Source organism: Burkholderia sp. KBS0801 (assembly GCF_005937855.2).
GTDB classification, from domain to species: domain Bacteria; phylum Pseudomonadota; class Gammaproteobacteria; order Burkholderiales; family Burkholderiaceae; genus Burkholderia; species Burkholderia ambifaria.
On the sequence record NZ_CP042178.1, the window covers coordinates 1,253,382 to 1,278,209 of the forward strand.

Below are 24,828 nucleotides of genomic sequence, written 5' to 3' on the forward strand. Positions count from 1 at the left end.
GGGCAGTGCACCGACGCGCGGCGCGCATCCGGCCGCAACCCTACTTCAATGACGAGGCGAGCGATGGAATACGTAAAATTCGGGTCGACCGGGATGGACGTGTCGAAGCTGGTGCTGGGCTGCATGACGTTCGGCGAGCCGTCGCGCGGCACGCATCCGTGGACACTGCCGGAAGCGGAAAGCCGCCCGATCCTCCAGCGCGCGATCGAGGCCGGCATCAATTTCTTCGATACCGCGAACATGTATTCGGACGGCACGTCGGAAGAGATCGTCGGCCGCGCACTGCGCGACTTCGCGAAGCGCGACGACGTCGTGATCGCGACCAAGGTGTTCTACCGGATGCGGCCGGGGCCAAACGGCGCGGGGCTGTCGCGCAAGGCGATCATGACCGACATCGACCAGAGCCTGAAGCGGCTCGGCACCGACTACGTCGACCTGTACCAGATCCACCGCTGGGATTACGGCACGCCGATCGAGGAGACGCTCGAGGCGCTGCACGACGTCGTGAAGGCCGGCAAGGCGCGCTACATCGGCGCGTCGTCGATGTTCGCGTGGCAGTTCGCGAAGGCGCTGCACACGTCGACACAGAACGGCTGGACCCGCTTCGTCAGCATGCAGAACCACGTGAACCTGCTGTATCGCGAGGAGGAGCGGGAGATGCTGCCGCTGTGCGAGGCCGAGGGCATCGCGGTGATTCCGTGGAGCCCGCTCGCGCGCGGCCGGCTGACGCGCAACTGGGACGAGTCGTCCGGCCGGCAGCAGAGCGACGACGTCGGCCAGCGTCTCTATGACGCGACGGCCGATGCCGACCGCGCGATCGTCGAGGCCGTCGCGGTGATTGCCGCCGCGCGCAACGTGCCGCGTGCGCAGGTCGCGCTCGCGTGGGTCGCGCACAAGCGTGGCATCACCGCGCCGATCGTCGGCATCTCGAAGCCGCATCATCTGGACGATGCGCTCGGTGCATTGGAACTGAAGCTGACGGACGACGAAATCGCGGCGCTCGAGGGCCCGTACGTGCCGCACGCGGTGGCCGGTTTCAACTGAGTGCAACCCGGGTGAAACCGGCGGGCGCCGCCGCCGTACGCGGCGCTCAGCGCGCGGCGGCGAGCATCGGGTACGTGAACAGCCCGAAGTGGATCACGTTCAGCCCCGCGTGCGCGACCGCCGACGCGAGCAGCCCGCCGCGCCGCCATGCCAGGCCGTAACCGATGCCGGCCACCGTGCCGAGCACGATCCACTGCCAGCCGGCGGCCGCGTGCGCGGCGCCGAACAGCAGCGCGCCGATCACGAGCGCGACCCACGGCCCCCAGCCGAAGCGGCCGAGCACGCGCGTGAGCCCGCCTTGCACGTAGCCGCGGAACAGTGCTTCCTCGGCGAGCGTGACGAGCAGCACATTGTTGACGAGCCACATCCAGCCCGACGCCGGCCATTTCGGCGCCCAGCCGACCATCCCGAACGCGAGCGCGCCGACGAGGCAGACCGCGGCCGTTACGATGCACGCCACGGCACCAGTGCGCAGCGCGCGCGCCGGCGGGACGTCGGGCATGACCCACGGCAGCACCCACAGCAGCCAGAGGCCGACCAGCGGCTTGTCGAAATTCACGTACATCGTGAACGGCACGGCGTCCGGCGTGAAGCGCGTCGGCTCGATCACGCGCGGATTATGGAAGCCGGGAATCAGGTGCAGGCTCAGCGCGATCGCGAGCGCGGCAAACACGACGTGCGCGGCGATCCGCACCGCGAGCGGGCGGCTTGGGGCGACACCCCAGGCGGCGGCCACGAGTAGCGCGAGCGGTGCGAGCACGATCGGAGCGAGCTTGCCGACCGCCAGCGCGCCGGCATAGCCGAGCACCGCGACAGCGATGCTCGGCCCGTGCAGCGGACGCAGCCACGCGAATGCGGCGGCGGCGAACAGGGCGAGGCAGATCGTGGCACACGGGAGAAGAGAAAGAGACATGGGGCGATGCATGGGTCGAACGAGACGCCGCGCATCATACCCCTAGCGACAGTGACATGCCGCCGGGCGGGGCCGGCGCTCAGCGACCGGCTATCTCGGTGATGCCGTCGCGGGTCGGGATGTCGACGCTGTTGCGCTCACGCATCCGCCGCCGGTACCAGAAGGTCCACAGCAGCAGCGTGCCGAACACGGTGTAACCCATGATCGGCGACACGACGAGCACGCGCTCGACGGGCCACGCGACGACCATCCACAGGCGCAGCAGCATCTCCAGCGTCATGCATGCGCCCCACACGAAGGTCATCAGCCGAAGCATCTGGCGCAGCCCCGGCTGCTCGGCCCACACCGTCTCGAAACGCGCGGCGCCACCGGCCATCTCGCGGGCGACCGTCGCGCGGGTGAGGTAGAAGATCAGCGGGCGATCGCGGAACAGCGACAGCAGGAACACGACGCCGATCGTGCCGGACGCGAGCGATTCGCGCATCAGCAGCGTGCGCGCGCTGCCGCCGAGCGCCATGCCGGCGATCGACAGCGCGATGCCGAGCAGCACGACGGCGGCCACCGCATCGACGCGGCGCGAGCGGATGAATTCGACGATGGACCAGACGATGGGCGGAATCGCGGACGCGTACAGCGCGCCGGTTTCGCCGAAATACGGATGCGCGACCCGGTAGGCGACCCAGGGCAGCACCAGGTTGACGAAGAGTTCGAGGATCAGGCCGGCTCGTGGTTTCACGGAAGCGCGCGCGGGTGGCGCGGGGCGGTGAGGTCGGTTCGAGTATATCGAAGTCGGACCCCGCGCGCCGCACCCGGCGCCGTTGTGCATGCACCGAATCCGGGCGGATGTGCGGGTCGGGCGACGGCGAGCCGCGCCGAGGCTGGCTGGGGCCGCTCGGCGCGGCTTCGGGCCGTCACGCGGCGATCATCGCCCGGTTGACCGGTCGCCCGGCCATGGTTCGTCAGGCCGTCGCGGGCTGGACGATGATCTTCACGTTCCGGTCCTTGTGGTTGACCAGCTCCTCGAAGCCGTGCGTGACGATGTCGCCGAGCGTGATCCGTCCGGTGATCAACGGCTGCACGTCGATGCGGCCGTCGGCGATGAAGCGGATCACGTCCGCGAATTCGCCGTTGTACGCGAGCGAGCCGATCACTTCCTTCTCGGTCGACACGATGTCGAAGAAGTTGAACGACGTCGGCTCCTCGAAGATGCCGACCATCACCGACTTGCCGGCCTTGCGGATCACGTCGATCGCGAGCTGCGCGGTGGCCGTGTGCCCGATGCACTCGAACGACACGTCGGCGCCGTAGCCGCCCGTCAGCGCCTTGATTTCCGCGATCGCGTCCGACGCCTTCGGATCGATCACGACCGTCGCGCCGACTTCCAGCGCCTTCTGCTTGCGCGCGGCCGACATTTCCAGCGCGATCACGCGTCCGGCGCCCGCGGCCTTCGCGCACATGATCGTGCACAGGCCGATCGTGCCGGCGCCGACCACGACGACGGTCTGGCCGACGATGTTGCCGGCCTTCTTCACCGCGTGCAGCCCGACCGCGAGCGGTTCGATCAGCGCGCCAGCCTCGGTCGGGAAGTTCTCGGGCAGCTTGTACAACAGCTCGGCCGGCACGTTCACGTATTCGGCGAACGCGCCGTTGTTCATCAGCCCGGTGAACGCGAGGTTCTCGCAGATGTTGTACAGCCCATGCTTGCAATACCAGCAGGTGCCGCAATGCTGGCACGCGTCGGCCGTCACGCGGTCGCCGACGGCGAAACCCGTCACGCCCGCGCCGAGCGCCGCGATTTCGCCGCTGAACTCGTGGCCGAGGATGCACTGGCCCTTCAGGCCCGTCAGCGGGTGCGGCGCGTCGACCGGGATGAACACCGGCCCGGCGACGTATTCGTGCAGGTCGGAGCCGCAGATTCCGCACCAGTGCACGCGGATCTGGACCCAGCCGGCCGGCGGGTGCGCCGGAACGGGAACCTCTTCGACGCGGATGTCGTTGCGGCCGTGCCAGACGGCGGCCTTCATGCTGGGTACGGTGCTCGATGCCGGTGTGCTCACGTTGCTGTCTCCGTCAGGTTGTCGTCGGGACGCGCGGCAAGTGGCCGGTGCGTCCGTCGCGCGATTGCGCGAGCGATCGATATGCAGGAACGGGGCCAGCTTGAATCGGCGCTCGGGTGGCGAGCGGGGGCGGGCGATGGTGTGCGATGCAGCAGGTGTGCCTTCCATTGGCACCCGGCGATGCCGCGTGAATCGCTCGCGGAATTTGCTGCGTTTGCGATGGCGTGGTCCGCATGAGACGCCGGGACATTCGTCTCAGCCGTTTGAGACGAAACGCGAGACGGGTAGCACGGCGGCGGACGCCCTCGCATGTCGTTATGAGAGCCCATTGTGCCGATCAGTGAAACGCATCGTTGCGTACGTTTTCCTTTACTTGAAGTTAACTTCAATTTGTATGATCTGCGGCAGCCCGATCGCGCGCGGTGCGCGGCCCGTTTCAATCTTCACGGAATGTCGTCAAGCATGCCGAACTTCATCGAAAGCCTGATCTGCGAATACGTGTCGTATCACATGCTGGTAGCCGACGAGAGGGACGTCATACCGTCGGCGAGCGACGATCGCGTACCGGTGCCGAAGCCTGTCGCGGCCGGCGTTTCACCGTTGCGGCCGCAACTGTTCGTCACGGTCCTGGAGGCCGGCGACAACGGCTTGCTGGTGCGCTGGAGCGAAAGCGGGCGCTGTCATTACGGCGAGCAGCGCTGGCGCTTGCGCGCCGCATCGCAGCCGGGCCGCTGCGCGATCTCGGGGCAGCCGATCGAGCCGGGCGAGCCGGTGTACCGTCCGGTGCGGCGGCCGGTGCCGGTCAACGGCGACGAGATGATCCACCCTGCGTCAGTGCTGGACGCGGCCGGCATCGTGCGTCACGTTGCGCCGGCCTGCGGCGAGGCGGCGGACCCGGTCGACGCCCTCGGCTGAACGCGGCCGGTTGCATCCACGCGTTACTTGAGATCCTTCCGGTACTGGATGAACCCCGCGTTGTTCGCGAGCTTGTCGTACAGCGCGCGGGCGGCCGTATTGGTTTCGTGCGTGAGCCAGTACACGCGGCTCGCACCGGCTTCACGGGCCCGCTCGTACACGGCCTCGATCAGCGCGCCGCCGGCGCCTTGCCCGCGTGCGTCGGCCGCCGTGAACAGGTCCTGCAGGTAGCAGTACGGCCCTTCGGTCCAGCACGAGCGGTGGTAGATCGCGTGCACGATGCCGATCAACGCACCCGACGCGTCGAATGCGCCGAGCACGAACATCGGTTCGGCGGGATCCATCAGGCGCGCCCACGTCGTCGCGAACACGGCTTCGCTCAGCGCGGTTTCGTAGAACTTCTGATAGCCCTGCCACAGCGGGCGCCACGCGGCTTCGTCGGCGGCGACGAGCGGCCGGACCGTGACGCGCGTCGCGTCGTTCGCACGGCCGGCCGCGTCGCGGGCGCGCGCCTGCGCGTGGCGGATCGCGACGAGCGACTCGCGCTGCGCGCCGCCGGCGTCGAAGTTCTCCGGCGCGAGCCAGGCTTCGAACGCGGTGCGCACGGCCGGCCATTCGCCGTCGACGATCGAGAACCAGGCGGTGTCGCGATTGCGGCCCTTGTAGATGATCGCCTGCCGGAACGTGCCTTCGTAACGGAAGCCGAGCCGGGCGGCGGCCTTGCGCGACGGCTCGTTCAGGTCGTCGCACTTCCATTCATAGCGCCGGTAGCCGAGCGTGTCGAACGCGTACTTCATCAGCAGGTACTGCGCTTCGGTCGAAATCGGCGTGCGCTTGAGCAGCGGCGAGAACGTGACGGAGCCCACCTCGATCACGCCGTTGGCCGGATCGATGCGCATCAGCGCGAGCGTGCCGACCGCACGGTTCGTCGCGCGGTCGATCACCGTGTAGTGCAGCGGATCGGCGCTCGCCGCCGCGCCGCGCGCGTAGTCGCGGTAGCTCGACTCGTCGGCGTACGGACCGTGCGCGAGATAGGTCCAGTCGGCGCCATCGAGCGCCTGCGCGTACGCGGCGTACAGGTCGGCGGCGTGGCGGTCGGCGTCGAGCGGTTCGAGGCGGCAGTAGCGGCCCTCGAGCACGATGCGCTCCGGGCGTGGGCACACGGACCAGTCGGGAACGGGGCGGCCGATCGGCTGCTGGAAGTCGTTGGTGAGCGTGGACAAGGTCGATCTCGCTTCGGTTGGCGGCCGGCGACATGCCGGCATGCAGACGATCGTAGTCTCGGCGAGGTACCATGAGAAGTGCCAGGTGACGACGAATTTATGGTGCCACGGAGGTGCCGCAGTGGCGCCATGTCGGTGTCCGCGACGGTGTCGTGATCGCGCCACCGATCGCCGCGCCATGCACCGAGACCTCCACGCCGCTATACGCTGATGACGACAACCCTTCCATCCGGTACAGCGCCGCTATTGCCGCTCGACGCGCCGCTCGCGCGCACGGCCGGTGCGCCTTCGTTGCAACGGCAATTGCTGCGCCGCGTGCGCGACGCGATTCTCGGCGGCGCGATGCCGGCCGGCACGCGGCTGCCCGGCACGCGCGCGCTGGCCGAAATGCTCGGCGTGTCGCGCAACACGACGGCGGCCGTCTACGAGCAGCTCGTCGCCGAAGGCTTCCTGCAATCCGATCGGCGCGGCACGCGCGTGGTGGGCCTGTCGCGGCCGGCGCCGCCGCGTCGGCGGGCCGCGCCGCCGGTCGTCGCGCAGCGGCTCGGCCGGATGCGTCCGAGCCTGATCGGCACCGGCGAGTCGGACGCTTTTCGGCCGGGCGTGCCCGCGCTGTCGCATTTTCCGATCGATGCGTGGCGGCACGCGATCGACCGCGCGCTGCGCCGCGCCGGCCGCGACCTGCTCGCGTACGGCGACCCGCTCGGCGAGCGCGCGCTGCGCGAATCGATCGCGCGCCACCTGGCCGTGACGCGCGGCGTGCGCTGCGATCCCGAGCAGATCGTGATCACCGAAGGCGCACAGGGCGCGATCGCGCTGTGCGCGCAACTGCTGACGAATCCCGGCGATACGGTCTGGGTCGAGGAGCCCGGCTATCGCGGCGCGCGCACCGCGATGCAGGCGGCCGATCTCGATGTCGTGCCGATGCCGGTCGACGCGGAGGGGCTGCGCGCGGAAGACGCGGACTGGCGCGAACGGACGCCGCGGCTCGTCTATACGACGCCGTCGAACCAGTTTCCGACCGGCGCGGTGCTGTCGATCTCGCGCCGGCTCGCGCTGATCGACGCCGCGCGCCGGCATCGCGCGTGGATCATCGAGGACGACTACGACAGCGAGTTTCGTCACACCGGCGAGCCGATCGGCGCGTTGCAGGGGCTCGCGGCCGATTCGCCGGTCGTCTATCTCGGCTCGTTCAGCAAGACGATGTTTCCGGCGCTGCGGATCGGTTTTCTCGTGCTGCCCGACGCGTTGCTGGCCGCGGTGCGGCCGGCGCTGCCGGAGATGCTGCGCGGCGGCACGCGTCACGTGCAGCTTGCGCTCGCCGATTTCATCGAGTCGGGCGAGTACGGGCGGCATCTCGGGCGGATGCGCCGGCTGTATCGCGACCGGCGGCGCGCGCTGCTCGCCGCGCTGGACGACGCGTTCACCGCGCCGCATCAGGTCGAGGGCGGGCCGTGCGGGCTGCATCTGGCGCTGCGGCTGCCGGCGCGCTATCGCGACCGCGCGATCGTCGAGGCGGCGCGCGAGCATGGGATCGGGCCGTTTCCGCTGTCGGGGTTTTCGCTCCACGCGACGTCGGCGGCCAATGGGCTCGTGCTCGGGTTCGGCAATACGTCGGCCGATGCGTTCGCGCCGACGCTGCGGATCTTGTCGGCGATCGCGCATCGGGTCGCGGGGGATTGAATGACTGCGGCGCGAGCAGCGGGTGGTCGGCCGGCACAACGACCGCGTGACGCCACTGGAAGCAGGGCAGCGACACGCGTTCCTGGTAGTCGGCGATCGCCTCGGTCGCGATCGCGAGAGGGTGCGGATTGCCGAACAGCAGATGGCGGCGTCGAGCCGCAACTGGCAGACGGCCGGCCCGCGCGTGACGTGACGTCGCTTACCGCACGCGTTCCGCGCGAATGATCCGGCGCGCGGCCACCAGGCTCAACGCGAGCAACACCGCGACATACGCGACCACCGCACCCCACGCGCCGTGTTGCCACACCGTGCCGCCGGCCGAGCCCAGCACGCTCGACCCGAGGTAATAGGCCAGCAGATACAGCGACGCTGCGTGCCCCTTCGCCGATCCGGCAAGTTGCCCGACCCAGCCGCTCGCAACCGCATGGGCGACGAAGAAGCCGATCGTGATCAGCACGATCCCGACGATGATCGCGACGAGCGAATGCGACAGCGTCAGCGCGAGGCCGGCCGCGAACACGAGAATGCCGCTGACGAGGACGGGCGCGCGCCCAAGGCGATCGGCGAGGGCGCCCGCGCTCGACGACGACACCATCCCGAACAGGTAGGCGCCGAAGATCAGCCCGCACGCGGTCGCGCTCAGGTTGAAAGGCGCGGCCGTCAGCCGGAACGCGGCGTAGTTGTACACCGTCACGAACGAGCCCATCACGAGGAAGCCGATCGCGAACACGAACGGAAGCCGCGCGTGATGCAGTTGCACGTTCCATAGCCGCAGGTGATGGCGCAGCGTCAGGTCGGTTCGCTTCACGAAGCGCCGCGATTGCGGCAGCAGCATCACGAACGCGATCGCCGCGACGAGGTCGACGACGCCGATCGTCAGCATCGCGGTGCGCCACGAGAAATACTCTTCGAGCGCGCTCATCCCGATCCGCCCGACCATGCCGCCGAACGCGGTCCCGCCGACATAGAGCCCCATCGACAGCCCGAGCCCGTCGGGCGCGATTTCCTCGGCAAGATAGGCCATCGCCACGGCCGGGACGCCGCCGAGCGCGAAACCCTCGAGCGCGCGCCAGATCAGCAGGAGGTTCCAGTTCGGCGAAATCGCCGCCAGTACGTTGAACAGCGCGGCCAGCGTCATCGACGCGAACATCAGCCCGCGCCGCCCGACGCGTTCGGACAGCGCGCCGGCGCACAGGATCGAGACCGCCAGCAGCCCGGTCGACAGCGACAACGACAGCGAGCTCGACGCCGCGCCGATATGGAATTCGCGCGCGAACGCGGGCAGCAACGGCTGGACGCAGTACAGCAGCGAGAAGGTGGAAAAGCCGGCCAGGAAGAGCGCCAGCGCGATGCGCTTGTAGGCCGCCGAGCGCGGCGACACGCCGGCGGGCAGCGCATCGGGCGTGGCGTTCGGGATGCGGGTCGCGACGGGCGGAATCGCAGGGGAAGACATGGTTTGCACCTGATTGTCCAGGGAATACCCCGAATTCTTGCGCACGCTCATACATATGTCCAATATATGAAAGAAACCGCAGCGATATGTTTTACGACTGACCTGGACGCGCACGCCGCGCTTCCATCCCCCCGGGATCACATTGCACATGGAACTTCGGCATCTCCGATACTTTCTGGCCGTGGCCGCCACGTCGAACTTCACGAAGGCCGCTGAAACGCTCGGCATGGGGCAGCCGCCGCTGAGCCAGCAGATCAAGGCGCTCGAGAGCGAACTCGGCGTGGAACTGTTCAAGCGGACCGCACGCGGCGCCGAACTGACCGTCGCCGGCGAGGTGTTCGCGGAAGAGGCGCGCCGCGTGCTCGACGACGCCGAGCGCGCGGCGCGGGCGGCAAAGCGGGCCGCGCGCGGGGAAATCGGGCAGCTTCGAGTGGGTTTCACCGGCACGGCCGCTTTCAATTCGAAAGTGGCCGACCTGATTCGCCGTTTTCGCGAAGCGTTTCCGGACGCGGAGCTGACGTTGCAGGAGGCGACCTCCGGCGTGCTGCTCGAGGCGCTGGAGGCCGGGCGGCTCGATGTCGCGATCGTGCGCCCCGAGCGGCGTATCGCCGACACGTTGGTGGCGGCGGACTGGGACGAGGAGCCGATGTTCGTCGCGTTGCCGGTCGGGCATCGGCTCGCGCAGCGGCGTCGGATCGATCTGGCGGAGCTGGCCGACGAAGCATTCGTGCAGGTGCCGCGCGAAGCCGGCAGCGCGCTGTTCGACGACATCGTCGCCGCGTGCAATGCCGCCGGGTTTCAACCGCGCATGGCGCAGCCCGCGCCGCAGATCACGTCGGCGGTGACGCTCGTCGCGGCCGGGCTCGGCGTGTCGATCGTGCCGAAGGCGATCACGCAGGTGCAGGTCGCGGGCGTCGTGTATCGGCCGGTCGCGGGCGATGGTTTGCGCGCGAGGCTCGCGATCGCGTCGCGACGCGATGATCCGTCCGCGGTGGTGCGCAATTTTCTGGCGCTTGCGTGGTAGCGCGGGAAGGTGGTGCGGGACCTGTCACGGCCACGCGTACTGCATGCAATGTGTGGTGAATATTCCGATTGACGAACCGCGAAACTTGTCCGCAACGAACGCCGGGGCGGTTTTGCCGCCATTCGACCGCCGGCATGCGGGTTTCCGAATCGTATATGGCCGACGCGGCGTGGACTATAAATGGATGCGTGTACCGGCGCCTGCCGGGCGTCCGCGTGTCTCGCGCGAGACGTCGCCGCGACTGCCGGGGGAGGTGCACCGTGGTTCGCCAGACGCTTGCTCGCGCCGTGCTTCGCACCGCGTTGATCGGGGGCGTATTCGCCGGCATTTTGTCGTCGTCGCCGCCAACCCGTGCGGGGACCGTCGCGACGCCCGCCCCACCGCCTGTCATGAAAAGCAGGCCCGCCGCCCGCGCTTACTCGATGCCGGTCGACTTTCCGGCGATCGTCGACCGCTACGGCCCGGCGGTCGTGACCATCATGACCACCGGGCCCGATCAGCAGCCCGGTGGCCCCGCCTTCGCAATCCTCGAACCCGACGATCCGCTCGCCGGGTTCTTCCGCCGCGGCGCGCAGCCGCCTGCGCCGCCACCTCCGCTCATGCCCGGGCAGGGCCCGCAGGCGCCGTTGCCCGATACGTCGCCGCGCGCGATCGCGGGCAGCGGCTCGGGCTTCATCGTCAGCCCCGACGGGTTGATCCTGACGTCCGCGCATGTCGTCGCCGACGCGACCGACGTCACGGTGCGACTGGCCGATCGTCGCGACCTGAAGGCGACGGTGCTGGCGGTCGATCCGCAGAGCGACGTCGCGGTGCTGCGCGTCGACGCGACGAAGCTGCCGTTCGTGCGCATCGGCGATTCGGCGCGGGTGCGCGCCGGCGAACCGGTGATGACGATCGGCGCCCCCGACGGCTCGGGCAATACGGTGACGGCCGGCATCGTCAGCGCGACGGCGCATTCGCTGCCGGACGGCAGCGCGTTTCCGTTCTTCCAGACCGACATCGCGGTGAATCCCGACAACTCGGGCGGCCCGGTGTTCAACCGTGCGGGCGAGGTGATCGGCATCGCGGTGCAGGTCTACACCGGCGCCGACCGCTACGCGAGCACGACGTTCGCGATCCCGATCGCGTTCGCCATGAAGGTGCGTGCGCAAGCGCAGGCGCAGATGCGGACCAACGCGCAGGCGCAGCGCATGTCGTCCGTGTCGTCGGGCAACGCGCTGGGCGTCGACGTACAGGATGTCGGCGCCGGGTTGGCCGCCGCGTTCGGGCTGCCGCGTCCGGTCGGCGCGCTCGTCAACGGCGTCGATCCCGGCTCGCCGGCCGCCGCGGCCGGCGTGAAGCCCGGCGACGTGATCGTGCAGTTCGGCGACAGGCCGATCGGCCAGGCTGCCGAGCTGAACGACCTGGCCGCCGCGTTGCCGCCTGGCGGGAAGGTGCCGCTGCGGCTGATCCGCAATCGCACGCCGATGCGGCTGACGGTCACGGGAGCGGCGACCGGTGACGCGATCGACAACGCGACTTACAACGCGCCCTACAACGCGCCCGCGACGGGCAGCGCAGGCATGGTCGGTACGGCCGGCGCCGCCGGCGTGGCGATGGCCGCCGCGCGGCCGGCCGATGGCGGCGATCGGCTCGGGCTGACGATGCATCCGCTAAGCGATGCCGAACGGCGTTCGACCGGGCTCGCGGTCGGGATGATGGTGGACGCGGTGCGCGGGCCGGCCGCGCGCGCGGGCATCCGGCCGGGCGATGTCGTGCTGGAACTCAACGACACGCTGCTCGAAACGCCGGAAGACGTGCCGGCGCTCGAAGCGAGCGGCGGCGTGATCGCGGTGCTCATCCAGCGCGAGAACGCGCGCAAGTTCGTGTCGGTGCGGGCGCGGTAGGGCGTTGACGGGAGCGGAGGCGTGCGCCTAACATCGTCCCACATCGCTGCCCGTGATTCGGGCGTTCAGGAGCCATCCGGCATGAAAGCGGCAAACTTCAACGTGGTAGTACGCAGGCGCAGGGTCCGGTAGCGGCACCGCGCCGGCACCCATGCGCCCCCGACTTGCTCGGGGGTTTTTTTTGCATTGCGCACGGCCTCGCGGCGCGTGCGAGGAGGGCATCCGCTTGCAACCGAACCTGCCGATCGCTTCCGAACCGGCTTCGCCCCGACACGCGACGCTGATCCTGTTGTGCGCATTCTCCGTGCTGCCGTTGAGCATGTTGCTGCCGTCGCTGCCCGCGATCGCGCGCGACCTGCGCGCCGACTACGGGCTCGTCGCGCTGGCGCTCGGCGGGTACGCGGCGGTTGCCGCGTCGCTCGAGTTCGTGATGGGGCCGTTTTCGGACCGGTTCGGGCGACGGCCGATCATGCTCGCGAGCCTCGGTGTCTTCACGCTCGGGTCGCTGGGCTGCGCGATGGCGACCGATATCCAAATGTTCCTTGCGTGCCGGCTGATGCAGGCGGCGATCACGTCGGTCTATCCGGTGTCGATGGCGACGCTGCGTGACACCGCCGGCGGCGAACGCGCGGCGAGCCGCATCGGCTATGCGGCGATGGCGGCCGCGTTCGCGCCGATGATCGGCCCGACACTCGGCGGCGTGCTCGATCAGACGGTCGGCTGGCGGTCGAGCTTCTGGCTGCTCGGCGCGGCGGGTATCGCGCTGCTCGGCTGGTGCGGGTTCGATCTCGCGGAAACCCATACGAAGCGCGCCACCACGCTGGCCCATCAGCTTCGCGCGTATCCGGCGCTGCTGCGTGCGCGCCGCTTCTGGGCGTATGCGCTTTGCATGGCCTTTTCGACCGGCGCGTTCTACGCGTTCCTGGCCGGCGCGCCGCTCGCCGCCCAAGCGAAGTTCGGCATCCCGCCGGCGGAAATCGGCGTGTACATGGGGACGATCACGGCCGGCTTCGTGTGCGGCAGCTTTCTGGCCGCGCGTCACGCGCACCGCTATCCGCTCGCCACGACGATCCTGTGCGCTCGCGTGATCGCCTGCATGGGGCCGGTGATCGGGCTCGCGCTGTTGTTTGGCGGTGCGACGCATGCGATCGCATGGTTCGGGCCGTGCGTGCTGATCGGCGTCGGCAACGGGCTGTCGAATCCCGGTGCGCATGCCGGCGCGATGTCGGTGCGGCCGGACCTGGCCGGTAGTGCATCGGGGCTGGTCGGGGCGATGACGATCGCAGGTGGAGCCGCGCTGTCGTCGCTGACGGGCGCGGTGCTGACCGTGCGCAACGCGGGTTATGCGCCTTTGGTCGTGATGTTGCTGTCGGCGGCAATCGCGTTGGCGGCGGCGGGGTGCATCTGCATCTTCGACGCACGCGAACAGGATGCGTGATCGACGGCACGCATGAACGGCATGCCGATCCGGCGCGATGGCTTCGCCGCGCGGATCGGCAGGGATCGACGCGACGGCCGGCGGATGGACGGTCGCGTCGCATGGGCATGGATATCCCCTTACGGCTTCGCTCCCATCACGAACTCGAATGCCGCCACCCCATCGACGCCGCCCGTCACGCGATCGCCCGGCTGAAGTGCGCCGACGCCGGCCGGCGTGCCGGTGAAGATCAGGTCGCCGGCCTTCAGCTCGACCGAGCGCGACACGTACGCGATCACGTCCGGCACGGCCCAGATCATGTCGGCGAGATCGCCTTGCTGGCGCGTTTCGCCGTTTACAGCGAGCCAGATCCGCCCGCTCGCCGGATGGCCGGTGACGCTCGCCGAGCGCAGCGCGGTCACGGGGCCCGACGCGTCGAAGCCCTTCGCCCAGTCCCACGGCCGGCTCAGTTTCTTTGCCTCGGCCTGCAGGTCGCGGCGCGTGAGGTCGACGCCGACGCCGTAGCCCCACACGTGCGACAGCGCGTCGGCCGGGTCGATCGACCGGCCGTCCCTGCCGATCGCGACGACCAGCTCGACTTCGTGATGCAGATCGCTGGTCAGCGGCGGATACGGGACGGTGCCGCCGGCCGGGACGATCGCGTCGGCCGGCTTCGTGAAGAAGAACGGCGGTTCGCGGTCGGGATCGGCGCCCATTTCGCGCGCGTGATCGGCGTAGTTGCGGCCGACGCAGAACACGCGGCGCACCGGAAAGCGCGCGGACGACTGGTCGACTTCGACGGAAGGACGCTCGGAAGCGTCGATGACGTATGCGGACATCGGATGGCCTCGTTCGATGGAAAGACGGATGCCGCCGCCCGCGCAGTGCGCCGCGGGCCGGCATGCATGGAACGATACCCGACGCATGCGCGCCCGGATGCGACGCAACTGCGTTTTAACCGGACAAATCTACGCGTCGCTTGCCACCGGCGCCGCGTCGGCGTCCGGCAACGCGGCATTGGCGTCCCGGTACGCCTTCGGCGACACGCCGACCCGCGCGCGGAAGCGCCGCGCGAAATACCCTTCGTCGCGAAAGCCGACCGAGCGCGCGATGTCGGCGATGCGGCGGCTCGTATGCGCGAGCAGCGATTGCGCGAGCGCGATCCGGCGCTCGGTCACGAGATCGGTGAAGGTGCTGCCGGTTTCCTTGCGCACCAGGTGCGCGAGGTAGTTCGGCGACAGAAATGCGGCCTCGGCGGTGGCCGCGAGCGTCAGGTCCTCGCGGGTCAGGTTCGCGCGCACGTGGCGCAGCACGCGCGCGAGTGCGTCGCGCCGGCCCGCGCGCTGGGCGCCGCGCTGCGCGAGCTTGTCGAGCGCGCCCGCGTACTGCGTACAGACGAGCCCGATCAGCTGCAGCAGGTAGCCGCGCAGCAGCGTGGTCGAGCCGAAGGTGCGCACGCGGTCGGCGTCGAGCATGCACAGCGCCAGGCGGCGCGCCTCGTCGAACGCGTCGCCGGTCAGGATGAAGTCGAGATGCTCCTGGAAGCGGAACGGCGTGAGCTCGGGAAAGCGGTGCGCGGGGACGTCCTCGAGATCGAGCGGATCGACGTCGAGATCGGCGCGCAGAAACGCCTGGCTGAAGTTGATCACGATGAAGTGCGCGCCGTCCGGATGCGGAATCAGGTGCTCGCGGTGCGGCAGCACGAACGCGAGCGCGCCGCGCGGAAACGGCCGCGTGACGCCGCCGATCCGCTGCTCGGTGTCGCCGCCGAGGTTGAACTGGATCTGGAAATACGCGTGACGGTGCGGCTCGGTGATCGCCTGGCGCGACGCCTGGTCACGGATGTAGAAATCGAGCCGGTCGCTGCGTTCGGGCATCCCGTACAGGCGCGGCGGGGCGGTGGAGGGCATGAAGGATTGTGCTGTTCGTGACGCGGTTGAGCCGCGATGGTACAGCGAACCGCGCGCGGCCGGAATCCGCCGGTCGATCCGCGTGGGCCGGCCGGGTTGGTGGGGTGCTCGGCGCGGCGATGACGAATCAGGCCGCCGGATGAAAGCCGAGGTAGCCGCAGCGCGTGCCGGCCTCGTCGTTCGCGAGCAGGCTTGATGCGCCGACCGAGCGGAGCGTGTCGGCAGTCGCGGTGCGATTCGTCAGCAGTGTCCACGCCGGAGTCGCGCGATCGTCGGCCACCTCCGCCGGCGCCGTGTACGGATCGGGCAGCGCGCTCAGTTCGCGCAGCAGCCTGTCGGCGGGCGGCGCATGAATCGCGAAACCTTCGTTTGCAACGGCGGCGACGTCGATGCCGAGCGCCGCGCACAGTCGCGCGCGCAGCGGCGTCTCCGCCGCACTGGCTTCCCGCGAGCGCGCGATGTTCTCGCGCGTTTGCACATCGACGATCGTTCCGTGGCGCGCGAGCGGCGCGTGCTGCCACGCGTCGGGCGGGCACTGCTTGCCGTCCGGCATCAGCGGCACGAACGGATTGACCTCGGCCGGGTAGATCCGGCACACCAGCGGTCGTTCGTCGTAGATGCCGCAGCGCAGGTCGTCGCGCAGGTTCGGGCACGGCCCCGCATGCGACGCGGTGAGCAGGGCGGTCACCCGTATCGGCAGCGTGCCGCTGAGCGCGGGCGACGAACGTGCCCGCTTGTACGCGGCGAACGCGTCGTCGGCGGCCGGTTCGACGGGCCATGGCATGGCGTCGCACAGCAGCTCCACGTGGCCGCCGCGCCGCAGCCACGCAGCGGCCTCGGCGACGGTCAGCGGAATGCGCAGGTCGTGGCAGCAGCGGCCGCAGCCGGTGCATGAAAAGTCGATGTCGTGGTGATTCATGTCGATGGGGAGCGCGATGCGTGCGGCTGCCGTCAGCCCGCCACCAGCGGCGCGACGCGCCGGCGCAGCTCGGGCACGACCTCGGCGTCGAACCACGGATGATGCTTGAACCACGCCTGGTTGCGCGGCGATGGATGCGGCAGCGGCAGCACGTCGGGGCCGTAGTCGCGCCATGCGTGGACGGTGTCGGTCAGCGTCGCCTTGCGCGTGCCGCGCAGGAAATGCCGCTGCGCGTACTGGCCGATCAGCAGCGTCAGCCGGATCGACGGCAGTTCGGCGAGCAGCCGGTCGATCCACAGTGGCGCGCATTCGGGGCGCGGCGGGTTGTCGCCGCTCGCGCCGCGGCCCGGGTAGCAGAAGCCCATCGGCACGATCGCGAAGCGCGTCTCGTCGTAGAAGGTGTCGGCGTCGACGCCCAGCCAGTCGCGCAGCCGCTTGCCGCTCGCATCGTCCCACGGGATCCCGCTCGCATGGACGCGGGCGCCGGGCGCCTGCCCGACGATCAGGACGCGTGCGTCGCGATGGGCGCGCACGACGGGCCGCGGGCCGAGCGGCAGCTCGGCTTCGCAGGCGCGGCACGCGCGGATTTCAGTGAGCAGCACGTCGAGCGGCGTGCGCGTTCGTTTCGGCATCGATTCTGAACGGGGACGGAAGGGGCGGTGCGGATATCACGGCGTCCGGGCGGCGCGGGGAGCCTGGGCCGCCCGGCGCATCGCGTCAGGCGTTCCGCAGGGCGCGGCATCGCGTGGTGCGTCGACCCTGCGGCCCTATGGCGCCGGCATCCTGCGAATCGGAAGGATCACTCGCCCGCTGAACCGCCTTCGGCGACCGCAGCATCATACAACGCCGTCTGCGCGATCGCCGCGGCGATCCCCGCGTCGTCGCGCGCGCCGTCGAGCATGCCCCATCGCCGGTACTGCGACAGGAACCACTGGCCGTCGCGCGGATCCGGCCGGTTCACGGCGCCGCCGTCGTGGAAGCGGATCGGCAGCGGCGGCTGCGCGAACGGCCCCGCGCCGTAGTCGCCGAGCAGGCGCGGCGCGATCAGCCGGGCCGGCACGCCGAGCGCGTCGGGCGACGCGAGCCAGCCGGCCGCCTCGCGGCGGTGCGCGGGATCGTCCAGCCACGCGCACGCATCGACGAGCGTGCGGATCAGCGCGCGCGCCGTGGCCGGATACAGCGCGACGAATTCGCGCCGCGCGGCGAGCACCTTCTCCGGATGATCGGGCCAGATCTCGCTCGTGACGGCGACGGTCCGGCCCGCGCCGCAGGCCTCGGCCACCGCGTGCCACGGCTCGCCCGCGCAGAAGCCGTCGAGCTCGCCGCTTGCGAGCGCCGCGACCATCTCGGGCGGCGGAATCACGACGCTGCGCACGTCGCGCAGCGGATCGACGCCGTGCGACGCGAGCCAATGATTCAGCCACATCGCATGCGTGCCGGTCGGAAAGGTCTGCGCGAGCAGCGGCTTGCGGCCGAGCGTCGCAAGCGCCGCGCGCACGTCGCCGCTTTCGCGATACGCGTCGGCGAGGCCGCGCGCGAACGTGATCGCCTGGCCGTTGCGGTTCAGCACCATCAGCGCGGCCATGTCGGTCTGCGGGCCGCCGATGCCGAGCTGCAGCCCGCACACGAGCCCGTACAGCGCATGCGCGGCGTCGAGCTCGCCGGTCAGCAGCTTGTCTCGCACGGTGGCCCACGACGGCTGGCGGCTCAGTTCCAGCGTCAGGCCATGGCGTGCGCCGAGGTTCAACTGCTGCGCGACGATCAGCGGGGCCGCGTCGCTCAGCGCGACGAACCCGAGACGAAGATGCGCGCGTTCCGGCGCGGCGGGAGGCGAAGGTGTCATGGCATTCAAGATTGGGATGACGCGTCGTGCAGTTGACGGGCGACGTCGACGATGCGCAGCCCCTGATCCATCGCGCGCTTGCGCAGGAACGCATACGCATCGTGTTCGGACAGCTTGCGCTGGTCCATCAGCAGGCGCTTCGCGCGGTCGATCAGCTTGCGCTCGGCGAGTTCGCGCTCGACGTCGGCGAGCCGGCGGCGCAGCGCATCGTCGTGCGAGAAGCGCGCGAGCGCGACTTCGAGGATCGGCGCGAGACGCTCGGCCGACAGCCCTTCGACGAGATACGCGCTGACCCCCGCGCCGACCGCCGCGTGAATCAGGTCCTGATCGGCATCGTGGCTGAACATCAGCACGGGGCGCGGCGCCGTGGCGTGCATCACGGCGAGTTGCTCGAGCGTGTCGCGCGACGGCGAATCGGTGTCGATGATCACGACGTCGGGGCGCTGCTCCTCGACGGCGGCCGGCAGGCGCGCGGGCGTCGCGACGTCGTTGAGCATTTCGTAGCCGAGGCGCGCGAGCGCGTCACCGAGCTCGCCGATCGGCTTGTCGGTGTCGGTGACAAGCAGCACGCGCAGGCGGAGGGGAGGAACAGGCGTACTCATGAGGCGAACGGCGGCGGCGAAATCGTGGTGCGATGCGCGGATCGGGCGCGGCGGCCTCGTGCGGAAACCGGGCCGCCGCAGCACGCGGCGGTCCGGCGGCCGGCGCCATCGGCACCGCTGTTTTCATGATAGGCGGGCGGCCGGTGCCGCGTGGCGTCGAACATGCTACGCGGCACGGGAGAACGCCGTCTCGATCGCGGTGCCCGCATCCGGCACGCGCTGCACGGCCGCTTCGCCGATTGCGCCGCCGACGAGGATCACCGCCGGGCTGCCGAGCCCGGCTGCCGCGACGCCGCGTGCGAGGCCGCCGAGCGTGCCGGTCCAGCGGCGCTCGTGCGGCGTGCCGGCCCATTGCACGGCGGCGGCCGGTGTCGACGCAGGCAAGGCGGCGAGCAGGCCGGCCGCGATGCTGTCGACGCGGCTCATCCCCATGTAGATCGCGAGCGTGGTGCCGGTGGCCGCGAGCGCGGCCCAGTCGGGCTCGCCGTGGTCCTGGCGGTGCGCGGTGACGAACGTGACGCCCTGGCAGTGCTCGCGGTGCGTGAGTGAGATGCCGAGGCTCGCGGCGGCCGCGAATCCCGACGAGATGCCGTTGATGATGTCCACCGGAATCGCGGCGGCGCGCAGCGTCGCGAGCTCTTCGCCGGCACGGCCGAACAGCAGTGCGTCGCCGCCCTTGACGCGCACGACGTGTGCGCCGCGCAGCGCGTAGCGGCGCATCAGTTTCTCGATGAACGCCTGCGGCGTGGAGCGGCAGCCGCCGCGCTTGCCGACGCGGATCACGCGCGCGTGCGGCGCGAGTTCGACGATGCCGGGCGCGACGAGATCGTCGAGCAGCAGCACGTCGGCGGCCGCCAGCGCCTTCACGGCCTTCAGCGTGAGGAGATCGGGATCGCCGGGGCCGGCGCCCAGCAGCGTGACTTTGCCAGTCGTCATGTCGTGTTCCTGTACCGCGTGCGTGCGGCGGTCGAGTGCGTATCGGTGCGCGCGGCGGCGGCGGGCGGTCGAAGCGACCACGGCATCCGGCCGTGCCGTGCACGGGAGGGACGTCGTTGTCCGGTCTGCTGTACCTGCCTGCGACGGCGCGCCCGCGTTGCGGGGGACCGCCTACCGGCTCCGTTGCCGGTGTGTGCATTCGATTCAGCAATATCCGGGCCACCCTGCGCGAACGGTACGGCGCGCGTGCCGCCATGCGCCCGCCCGATGGCTGCGCCGGTGCCGCGCACGCATGCGGCCGAAGGGTCAGGGCACACGCGCTGACGCATCGGCGTGCATCACGCCCCGTCCGCGCGCACCGCGATGTCGCACGGCGACAGTGCTGCAGCGCACCACATCTGTGCCTCGATGCATTCCAACGAATCGCACGCGGCGCGCCGCAAAGAGCCGAGCGGCGGGCGTCGAGCGTTGTGCGGCGGGGCTTTCGGCGCGATTCGGGCCGACATGGCACGGCGCTTGCGTTAGGTGGTCCGGGCGAATCAACGGCGATTCGTCTGCAGCACCGATTACTGAACGCGCCCGGCAACGGGCTTCTTCATGGGCAACGGCGTCCTACGCATCAGGTCTCTCGACGAGACCGGGTGCGCAGGACGCCGTTTTTCGTTTGGCGGATGACATGACCGACAAAGCTACCCGTATCGATCTCTTCTCGTTCCGCACCGCGCCGATGCGCGCATTCCACATGACGTGGATGGCGTTCTTCGTGTGCTTCTTCGCATGGTTCGCATGCGCGCCGCTGATGCCGCTGATCGCGCGCGAATTCCACCTCACCGCGGCGCAGGTCGCTAACATCAACATCGCCGCGGTGGCCGCGACGATCGCCGTGCGGCTGCTGGTCGGCCCGTTGTGCGACCGCTTCGGCCCGCGTCGCGTGTATGCCGGGCTGCTCGTGCTCGGCGCGATTCCCGTGTTCGCGGTGTCGTTCACGCACGACTATCTGTGGTTCCTGATCTGCCGCCTCGGCATCGGCGCGATCGGCGCGGGCTTCGTGATCACGCAGTACCACACGTCGGTGATGTTCGCGCCGAACGTGGTCGGCACCGCGAACGCGACGACGGCCGGCTGGGGCAACGCCGGCGCGGGCGCGACGCAGGCGATGATGCCGCTGCTCGTCGCGGCCGGCCTGATCCTCGGCTTCGGTGACAGCGCGTCGTGGCGCATCGCGCTGATCGTGCCGGGCGTCGCGATGCTCGCGATGGCATGGGCGTACTGGCGCTTCACGCAGGACTGCCCGCAAGGCGACTTCGTCGCGCTGCGCAAGCAGGGCGTGACGGTCGACAGCGGCAAGAAGGGCGGCTGGGCGAGCTTCTTCGCGGCGTGCGGCAACTATCGCGTGTGGATGCTGTTCGTCACGTACGGCGCGTGCTTCGGCGTGGAGGTGTTCATCCACAACATCGCCGCGCTGTACTACGTCGACCACTTCCACCTGTCGCTGAAGGATGCCGGTTTCGCGGTCGGCCTGTTCGGGATGCTCGCGCTGTTCGCCCGCGCGCTCGGCGGCTGGCTGTCGGACAAGATCGCCACGCGCCGCAGCCTCGACGTGCGCGCGGCGCTGCTGTGCGCGCTGATCATCGGCGAAGGGCTCGGGCTGATCTGGTTCTCGCATGCGCAAGGCATCGGCATGGCTCTCGTCGCGATGCTGACCTTCGGCCTCTTCACGCACATGGCCTGCGGCGCGACCTATGCGCTCGTGCCGTTCATCGACCGCAAGGCGCTCGGCGGCGTCGCGGGGATCATCGGCGCGGGCGGCAACGTCGGCGCGGTGGCCGCGTCGTTCCTGCTGAAGGGCGTCGGCGACGTGCAGCACACGCTGAGCCTGCTCGGGCTCGCCGTCACCGCGACCGCATTGTGCGCGATGGCCGTGCGCTTCAGCGAAGAACACAAGGCACGCGAGGCCGAGCTGCGCGATCGCGCGCTGGCCGCCGCCCAGGCCGCGAACTGATCGACCGAGGAAACGCCATCATGAAACTCATCGTCATCGGCCACGGGATGGTCGGCCACAAGCTCCTCGAATGCGTCGCGGCGCAAGCCGGCACGGCGGATGCGCTGCAGGTCACGGTGCTCGGCGAGGAGCCGCGCCCGGCGTACGACCGCGTGCACCTGTCGGAATTCTTCGCGGGCAAGTCGGCGGACGACCTGTCGCTCGTCGAGCCCGGCTTCTTCGAACGCCATCCGCGGTTCGACCTGCGCCTGAACGCGTGCGTCGCGTCGATCGACCGCGCCGCGCACACGGTCACGCTCGCGTCGGGCGAGACGCTCGCGTACGACAAGCTGGTGCTCGCGACGGGCTCGCGTCCGTTCGTGCCGCCGGTGCCAGGCCGCGATCGCGCGGGCTGCTTCGTGTACCGGACGATCGAGGATCTCGAGGCGATGCAGGCGTGCGGCGCGCATGCGAAGCGTGGCGTCGTGATCGGCGGCGGGCTGCTCGGCCTCGAATGCGCGAAGGCGCTGCGCGACATGGGGCTCGAGACGCACGTCGTCGAATTCGCGCCGCGGCTGATGGCCGTGCAGGTCGACGACGGCGGCGGCCGCATGCTGCGCGCGAAGATCGAGGCGCTCGGCGTGACCGTGCATACGGGCAAGAACACGCTCGAGATCGTCGATGGCGAGGAAGGTACCCATCGGATGGCGTTCGCCGACGGCTCGCATCTCGACACCGACATGATCGTGTTCTCGGCCGGCATCCGCGCGCGCGACGAACTGGCACGCGCGTGCGGCCTGGACATCGGCCCGCGCGGCGGCGTCGCGATCGACGACGCGTGCCGCACGAGCGACGCCGACATCTACGCGATCGGCGAATGCGCGGCCTGGAACGGGATGGTGTACGGCCTCGTCGCGCCCGGCTACGACATGGCGCGCGTGGTCGCGAAGCAGCTCGCGGGTGACGCTGACGAAGCGGCCGCGGCCGCGTTCGCCGGCGCCGACATGAGCACGAAGCTCAAGCTGATGGGCGTCGACGTCGCGAGCATCGGCGACGCGCACGGCACGACGGCCGGCAGCCGCACCTACCAGTACGCGGACGAGCGTCGCCAGGTCTACAAGAAGCTGGTGGTGTCGGATTGCGGCAAGTTCCTGCACGGTGCGGTGATGGTCGGCGACGCGGCCGAATACGGCACGCTGCTGCAGATGATGCTGAACCGGATCGAGCTGCCCGAGTCGCCGGAGTTCCTGATCCTGCCGTCGTCGGACGGCGCGGCGAAGCCCGCGATCGGCGTGGATGCGCTGCCGGAAGGCGCGCAGATCTGCTCGTGCAACAACGTGTCGAAGTCGCAGATCTGCGCGGCGGTGGCCGATGGCGCGACGAGCCTCGGCGCACTGAAGTCGTGCACGGGCGCGGGCACGTCGTGCGGCGGCTGCGTGCCGCTCGTCACGCAGATCATGAAGGCCGAGATGAAGAAGCAGGGCCTCGCGGTCAACAACCATCTGTGCGAGCACTTCCCGCATTCGCGCCAGGAGTTGTTCCACCTGATCCGCGTCGAGCGCATCACGACCTTCGACGAGCTGCTCGCGAAGCACGGCCGCGGCCTGGGCTGCGACGTGTGCAAGCCGGCCGTCGCGGGCATCCTCGCGTCGTGCTTCAACGAGTTCGTGCTGAAGAAGGAGCATGCGGGGCTGCAGGACTCGAACGACTACTACCTCGCGAACATCCAGCGCGACGGCACGTACTCGGTCGTGCCGCGCATGCCGGGCGGCGAGGTGACGCCGGAAGGGCTGATCGCGGTCGGCCAGGTCGCGCGCAAGTACGGCCTCTACACGAAGATCACGGGCGGCCAGCGCGTCGACCTGTTCGGCGCGCGCGTCGAGCAGCTGCCGTCGATCTGGGAAGAGCTGATCGCCGCCGGCTTCGAATCGGGTCATGCGTACGGCAAGTCGGTGCGCACCGTGAAGTCGTGCGTCGGCTCGACGTGGTGCCGCTACGGCGTCGACGATTCGGTCGGTCTCGCGATCGACATCGAGAACCGCTACAAGGGCTTGCGCGCGCCGCACAAGATCAAGTTCGGCGTGTCGGGCTGCACGCGCGAGTGCGCGGAAGCGCAGGGCAAGGACATCGGGATCATCGCGACCGAGAAGGGCTGGAACCTGTACGTGTGCGGCAACGGCGGGATGAAGCCGCGCCACGCGGAACTGATCGCGTCCGACCTCGACCGTGCCACGCTGATCCGCTACATCGACCGCTTCCTGATGTTCTACGTGCGCACCGCCGACCGACTGCAGCGCACCAGCGTGTGGCGCGACAACCTCGAAGGCGGGCTCGACTACCTGACCGACGTCGTCGTGCACGACAAGCTCGGTATCGCGGCGGAACTCGAGGCCGACATGCAGCACGTGGTCGATACCTACGAATGCGAATGGAAGAAGGCCGTCACCGATCCGGAAACGCGCAAGCGCTTCCGCCACTTCGTGAACAGCGACGCGCCGGACGCGAACATCGCCTTCGTCGAGACGCGCGGCCAGATCCGTCCCGCGACGCCCGACGAACGCGTGGGCGGCAGGCCCGTGCGGATTCCGGTCGTCGCGGAAGCGGCCACCGAATCTGCAACCGTTTGATCCTGACCGACACCTGCGTCTTTTCAAGGAGCCCATCATGAACGATCGTCTTCCCCTGTCCTGGACCCGTGTGTGCCCGCTCGACGACATCGTGCCGAACACCGGCGTGTGCGCGCTCGTCAACGGCGAGCAGGTCGCGGTGTTTCACGTCGCGCATGCTGAAGCCGGCGGCGTGTTCGCGATCGACAACGTCGACCCCGTGTCGCAGGCGGCCGTGATGTCGCGCGGGCTGATCGGCAGCCTCGGCGAGCGCGTCGTCGTCGCGTCGCCGCTGTACAAGCAGCATTTCGACCTGCGTACCGGCGAATGCCTCGAAGCGCCCGAGAAGTCAGTGAGCGCGTATCCGTCGCGGGTCGAGGACGGGTTCGTGTGGATTGCCGCCTGAGCGCGCCGGA

The 24,828-nt window shown here is 69.8% G+C and carries 21 protein-coding genes and 1 pseudogene; 9 read left to right on the plus strand and 13 right to left on the minus strand.

The features are described from left to right. Positions 1 to 63: 63 nt before the first annotated feature. On the plus strand, positions 64 to 1,044 hold the full coding sequence (locus FFI87_RS22540; protein WP_138848962.1) for an aldo/keto reductase: 981 nt from the start codon (positions 64 to 66) through the stop codon (positions 1,042 to 1,044). A gap of 46 nt (positions 1,045 to 1,090) precedes the next feature. On the opposite strand, the gene FFI87_RS22545 is transcribed toward FFI87_RS22540, so the two are convergent. From FFI87_RS22545 to FFI87_RS22555, 3 genes are all read right to left on the minus strand, one after another. After that, a complete protein-coding gene (locus FFI87_RS22545) occupies positions 1,091 to 1,957 on the minus strand; it encodes a CPBP family intramembrane glutamic endopeptidase (protein WP_138848961.1) in 867 nt (288 codons plus the stop codon). Positions 1,958 to 2,036: 79 nt separating this feature from the next. Then, positions 2,037 to 2,693: a VC0807 family protein gene (locus tag FFI87_RS22550; RefSeq protein WP_138848960.1), complete on the minus strand. Its 657-nt coding sequence runs from the start codon at positions 2,691 to 2,693 to the stop codon at positions 2,037 to 2,039. A gap of 223 nt (positions 2,694 to 2,916) precedes the next feature. Further along, positions 2,917 to 3,981 (minus strand): 2,3-butanediol dehydrogenase, encoded by a 1,065-nt coding sequence (locus FFI87_RS22555; protein WP_138850195.1) that lies wholly within the window; start codon positions 3,979 to 3,981, stop codon positions 2,917 to 2,919. A gap of 495 nt (positions 3,982 to 4,476) precedes the next feature. On the opposite strand from FFI87_RS22555, the gene FFI87_RS22560 reads away from it, so the two are divergent. After that, the gene (locus FFI87_RS22560; protein ID WP_138848959.1) at positions 4,477 to 4,929 is read left to right on the plus strand and encodes a DUF3331 domain-containing protein; all 453 of its coding nucleotides are present in this window, start codon (positions 4,477 to 4,479) and stop codon (positions 4,927 to 4,929) included. A 23-nt stretch (positions 4,930 to 4,952) separates the two neighbouring features. On the opposite strand, the gene FFI87_RS22565 is transcribed toward FFI87_RS22560, so the two are convergent. Next, entirely contained in the window at positions 4,953 to 6,152 is a 1,200-nt protein-coding gene (locus FFI87_RS22565) for a GNAT family N-acetyltransferase (RefSeq protein WP_138848958.1), read from the minus strand. Between the two features lie 210 nt (positions 6,153 to 6,362). Between FFI87_RS22565 and FFI87_RS22570 the strand changes: the two genes are divergently transcribed. Beyond that, positions 6,363 to 7,835, plus strand: coding sequence for a PLP-dependent aminotransferase family protein (locus FFI87_RS22570; protein WP_138848957.1), 1,473 nt, complete (start codon positions 6,363 to 6,365; stop codon positions 7,833 to 7,835). Positions 7,836 to 7,848: 13 nt separating this feature from the next. On the opposite strand, the pseudogene FFI87_RS22575 reads toward FFI87_RS22570, so the two are convergent. Next, a pseudogene (locus FFI87_RS22575) lies at positions 7,849 to 7,953 on the minus strand (transcriptional regulator); the annotation flags it as partial. An 81-nt stretch (positions 7,954 to 8,034) separates the two neighbouring features. Then, on the minus strand, positions 8,035 to 9,288 hold the full coding sequence (locus FFI87_RS22580) for an MFS transporter (protein WP_138848956.1): 1,254 nt from the start codon (positions 9,286 to 9,288) through the stop codon (positions 8,035 to 8,037). A 148-nt stretch (positions 9,289 to 9,436) separates the two neighbouring features. Here FFI87_RS22580 and FFI87_RS22585 point away from each other — a divergent pair, with 148 nt between their 5' ends. The 3 genes from FFI87_RS22585 (at position 9,437) to FFI87_RS22595 (ending at position 13,636) form a co-directional block, all read left to right on the plus strand. Further along, positions 9,437 to 10,312 carry a LysR family transcriptional regulator gene (locus FFI87_RS22585; protein WP_012366177.1) on the plus strand — a complete coding sequence of 292 codons (876 nt, stop codon included), beginning with the start codon at positions 9,437 to 9,439 and terminating at the stop codon, positions 10,310 to 10,312. 260 nt (positions 10,313 to 10,572) lie between these two features. Then, a complete protein-coding gene (locus FFI87_RS22590; RefSeq protein ID WP_138848955.1) occupies positions 10,573 to 12,198 on the plus strand; it encodes a trypsin-like peptidase domain-containing protein in 1,626 nt (541 codons plus the stop codon). A gap of 226 nt (positions 12,199 to 12,424) precedes the next feature. After that, complete coding sequence (locus tag FFI87_RS22595) at positions 12,425 to 13,636, plus strand: MFS transporter (RefSeq protein WP_138848954.1); 1,212 nt, start codon at positions 12,425 to 12,427, stop codon at positions 13,634 to 13,636. Positions 13,637 to 13,755: 119 nt separating this feature from the next. Here FFI87_RS22595 and FFI87_RS22600 read toward each other — a convergent pair whose 3' ends face one another. The 7 genes from FFI87_RS22600 to cobA all read right to left on the minus strand — a co-directional run bounded on the left by FFI87_RS22600 (position 13,756) and on the right by cobA (position 19,825). Further along, the gene (locus FFI87_RS22600; RefSeq protein ID WP_138848953.1) at positions 13,756 to 14,454 is read right to left on the minus strand and encodes a fumarylacetoacetate hydrolase family protein; all 699 of its coding nucleotides are present in this window, start codon (positions 14,452 to 14,454) and stop codon (positions 13,756 to 13,758) included. Between the two features lie 129 nt (positions 14,455 to 14,583). Then, entirely contained in the window at positions 14,584 to 15,525 is a 942-nt protein-coding gene (locus FFI87_RS22605) for a helix-turn-helix transcriptional regulator (RefSeq protein WP_012366173.1), read from the minus strand. Between the two features lie 127 nt (positions 15,526 to 15,652). Then, a complete protein-coding gene (locus FFI87_RS22610) occupies positions 15,653 to 16,444 on the minus strand; it encodes a YkgJ family cysteine cluster protein (protein ID WP_012366172.1) in 792 nt (263 codons plus the stop codon). Positions 16,445 to 16,476: 32 nt separating this feature from the next. Next, entirely contained in the window at positions 16,477 to 17,076 is a 600-nt protein-coding gene (locus FFI87_RS22615; RefSeq protein WP_012366171.1) for a uracil-DNA glycosylase family protein, read from the minus strand. A 167-nt stretch (positions 17,077 to 17,243) separates the two neighbouring features. After that, entirely contained in the window at positions 17,244 to 18,287 is a 1,044-nt protein-coding gene (locus FFI87_RS22620; protein ID WP_138848952.1) for a CmpA/NrtA family ABC transporter substrate-binding protein, read from the minus strand. Between the two features lie 5 nt (positions 18,288 to 18,292). After that, positions 18,293 to 18,889: an ANTAR domain-containing response regulator gene (locus FFI87_RS22625; protein WP_006756002.1), complete on the minus strand. Its 597-nt coding sequence runs from the start codon at positions 18,887 to 18,889 to the stop codon at positions 18,293 to 18,295. Positions 18,890 to 19,054: 165 nt separating this feature from the next. Continuing rightward, the gene (cobA, locus tag FFI87_RS22630; protein ID WP_138848951.1) at positions 19,055 to 19,825 is read right to left on the minus strand and encodes a uroporphyrinogen-III C-methyltransferase; all 771 of its coding nucleotides are present in this window, start codon (positions 19,823 to 19,825) and stop codon (positions 19,055 to 19,057) included. Between the two features lie 676 nt (positions 19,826 to 20,501). Between cobA and FFI87_RS22640 the strand changes: the two genes are divergently transcribed. From FFI87_RS22640 to nirD, 3 genes are read left to right on the plus strand one after another with little or no spacing between them, the layout of a single operon-like run. After that, on the plus strand, positions 20,502 to 21,827 hold the full coding sequence (locus FFI87_RS22640; protein ID WP_126225493.1) for an MFS transporter: 1,326 nt from the start codon (positions 20,502 to 20,504) through the stop codon (positions 21,825 to 21,827). A 20-nt stretch (positions 21,828 to 21,847) separates the two neighbouring features. Continuing rightward, positions 21,848 to 24,433, plus strand: a complete 2,586-nt coding sequence (gene nirB / locus FFI87_RS22645; RefSeq protein WP_138848949.1) for a nitrite reductase large subunit NirB — start codon at positions 21,848 to 21,850, stop codon at positions 24,431 to 24,433. 37 nt (positions 24,434 to 24,470) lie between these two features. Beyond that, positions 24,471 to 24,818, plus strand: a complete 348-nt coding sequence (gene nirD, locus FFI87_RS22650) for a nitrite reductase small subunit NirD (protein ID WP_006761456.1) — start codon at positions 24,471 to 24,473, stop codon at positions 24,816 to 24,818. Positions 24,819 to 24,828: the final 10 nt, after the last annotated feature.